We start from the raw sequence: 3,439 nt of genomic DNA on the forward strand, positions 1-3,439 counted from the left end.
GCGGCGCAGGTCGCCTACTGGAAGGAAGCCCTGGCCGGTCTTCCGGAGCAGTTGGAGCTGCCGGTGGACTACCCGCGCCCCGCTGTCGCCTCGCATGAGGGTGCTTCGGTGGACGTGCACGTGCCGGCGGAGGTGCACGCGCGTCTGGTGGAGCTCTCCCGCTCCAGCGGCGCGAGCGTGTTCATGGCGGTGCAGGCCGCGCTGGCGGTCCTGTTGTCGAAGATGGGCGCCGGGCAGGACATCCCGATCGGTACGCCGATCGCGGGCCGTACGGACGATGCCCTGGACGATCTCGTCGGGTTCTTCGTGAACACGCTGGTCCTGCGGACCGATCTGTCGGGCGATCCGACGTTCCGGCAGGTACTGGAACGGGTACGCGAGGCGGACCTGGCGGCGTTCACGCACGAGGACGTGCCGTTCGAGCGGCTCGTGGAGATCCTCAACCCGGCACGCTCCATGGCCCGCCACCCCCTCTTCCAAGTCATGCTCACCTTCCAGAACGTCGCTGAACCCGATCTCGACCTGCCGGGGATGAGCGTCCACCTCGAGCGCGCGGTTGCGACGACGGCCAAGTTCGACCTGTCGTTCACCCTCGGCGAGTCGCATGCAGAGGACGGCCTGCCCACCGGTCTGCGAGGACGGCTCGACTACCGCACCGACCTCTTCGCGGAGGCAACCGCGCAGAGCCTCGTGGACCGTTTGGTGCGTGTCATCGACGCGCTCGCCACCACACCCGACCAGCCGATCCGCAGCGTCAGCGTCCTGGCTGCGGACGAGCTCCGGCGGATGCTGGTCGAGTGGAACGAAACGGCTCGTGAGGTTCCGGACGTCACGTTGACGGGGTTGTTCGAGGCACAGGTGGTTCGGACTCCGGATGCGCCGGCCGTGGTCAGTGGTGGTGTCGAGCTGAGCTATGCGGAGCTGAACGCCCGGGCGAACCGTCTGGCCCGCCATCTGGTGGCGTGCGGCGTCGGTCCGGAGGGTCTGGTGGCGGTGGCGTTGCCGCGGTCGGTGGACCTGGTCGTGGCGTTGCTCGCCGTGGTGAAGAGCGGTGCGGGTTACGTTCCGGTGGACCCGGAGTACCCGGCGGACCGGATCGCCTACATGCTCGCGGACGCCGAACCGGTGCTCGTCCTGACGGACGCGGCCACTGCCGCCCTGCTCCCCCAGGACGATGCACTGATCGCGAAGCGCGTGCTCCTGGACGAGCCCTCCGTGCAGGAAGCCGTTGCCGCGCTCGGCGCCCGCGACCTCCACGATGACGACCGCCGGTCTCCGGCACTGCCCGCCCATCCGGCGTACGTGATCTACACGTCCGGATCGACCGGCCGGCCCAAGGGCGTGGTGGTTTCGCATGCCGCGCTGGTGAATTACGTGGTGCGGTGCCCGCAGGCGTACCCGGATCTCGCGGGTTCGACGGTGTGGCACGCATCGGTGTCGTTCGATGCGGGCGTCACCGTGCTGTACGGGGCCCTGGCCGTCGGCGGTCGCGTCGTGGTGGCGGCACTGACCTCCGCCGGTGCCGAGGACGGTGACAGTTCCGGGCTGCCGGTGTCGTTCCTGAAGGCGACCCCCAGTCATCTGCCGCTCCTGGAAGGTGCCGGACGCGGATTCGTGCCGAGCGGCCAGTTGATGCTGGGCGGGGAAGAGGTTCCCGCTCACGCGGTGGCGCGGTGGCGTCAGGCTCATCCGCAGGTGCCGGTCGTGGTGCACTACGGCCCGACCGAGGCAACCGTGGGATGCACGGACTACCCGGTGCCGGCCGATGCGGTGCTCTCCGCGGGCGTGGTCCCGATCGGCCGCCCCATGTGGAACACCCGGGCGTACGTCCTCGACGCCACGCTGTCGCCGGTGCCCGCAGGTGTCGCGGGCGAGCTGTACGTGGCCGGTGCGCAGCTGGCCCGGGGGTATCTGGGTCGTGCGGGGTTGACGGCGGAGCGGTTCGTCGCGGATCCGTTCGCGGAGCTGGCCGGTTCGCGGATGTACCGGACCGGTGATGTGGTGCGCTGGTCCGCGGACGGTGTCCTGGAGTTCATCGGGCGTGCCGACGGTCAGGTGAAGGTGCGGGGTTTCCGTATCGAGCCGGGCGAGATCGAAGCGGTGCTGGCGGAGCACGAGCTGGTCGTGCAGAGCGCGGTCGTGGTGCGCGAGGACGTCCCGGGCGACAAGCGGCTCACCGCCTACGTGGTGCCCGCCGCGGACGGGAACGAAGCCGACCCGGCAGTGCTCCGCGGGTTCGTCGCGCAGCGGCTGCCGGACTACATGGTGCCCTCCGCGTTCATCACCCTCGACGCCCTGCCGCTGACGCCGAACGGGAAGCTGGACCGCAAGGCGCTGCCGGCTCCCGAGTACACGACGGACGCGTCGGGGCGTGGGCCGCGGTCGCCGCGGGAGGAGATCCTGTGCGGTCTCTTCGCCGAGGTCCTCGGCATGGAGTCGGTGTCGATCGACGACGGTTTCTTCGACCTCGGCGGGCACTCGCTGCTGGCGACCCGGCTCGTGAGCCGGATCCGGTCCGTCCTCGGAGTCGAGGTCGGCATCCGGTCGCTGTTCGAGGCCCCGACCGTCGCCGGGCTCGCGGAGCGGCTCGACGAAGGGGACGTCTCGGACCCGTTCGACACCCTCTTCCCCCTGCGCCGGCAGGGCTCGGACAGCCCCCTCTTCTGCGTGCACCCCGTCGCGGGTCTGAGCTGGTGCTATGCGGGCCTGATCAAGGAGGTGCCGGCGGACGTGCCGATCTACGGCCTGCAGTCCAGGGGCGTGGGCAACGGGGAACCCGCGGCCACGGTCGAGGAGATGGCCGCCGAGTACGTGCAGACCATCCGCTCCGTCCAGCCCACGGGGCCGTACCGCCTCCTGGGATGGTCCTTCGGCGGGACCGTCGCGCACGCAGTGGCCGAAGAGCTCCAGAGGCAGCAGCAGGACGTCGGTCTCCTCGCGGTCGTCGACGCCTATCCGTCGTCCTCGCAGGCGTCCGACGTGGAGGACGACCGGCGGGGCCTCGTCCGGGCCCTCGCCGAGGCCGCCGGTCTCCCCCTCCCCGACGACGATGTCGTGGGCGACGACGCCGAGGGGGTGTCGAACCTGCTCGAAGCCTACGCAGCCGACCAGATGGGCGAGGTGGCACGGAGCCTCGACGTCGGCGTCGACCAGGCAGCGGGCCTGATCGACGTGATCGAGAACAACCGCAGACTCGCCCGGTCCCTTACCCCGGGCGTGGTGGAAGGAGACCTCCTCTTCTTCCGCGCGGGCATCGACAACCCCATGCCGATGACCGGCCGGGAGGCGTGGACTCCCCACGTCACGAACGGAGTTGACGAACACGTGATTGAATGTGATCACGTCGGCATGATGCAGCCCGAGCCGCTCCGGCACATCGGCCGCGTACTCCGGGACCGGTTGAAGGCCGGAAGGCCGGCCGATACCCCCTGACCCGCCG

General features: G+C 70.3%; 1 protein-coding gene. It reads left to right on the forward strand.

The window, feature by feature from the left end; genetic code table 11:
• Positions 1–3,432: amino acid adenylation domain-containing protein (locus tag ACFXA3_RS26705; protein WP_385190850.1), on the forward strand; the 3,432-nt coding region annotated here is incomplete at its 5' end.
• Positions 3,433–3,439 lie beyond the last annotated feature (7 nt).

Source organism: Streptomyces sp. NPDC059456, from assembly GCF_042750055.1.
Lineage (GTDB): Bacteria > Actinomycetota > Actinomycetes > Streptomycetales > Streptomycetaceae > Streptomyces.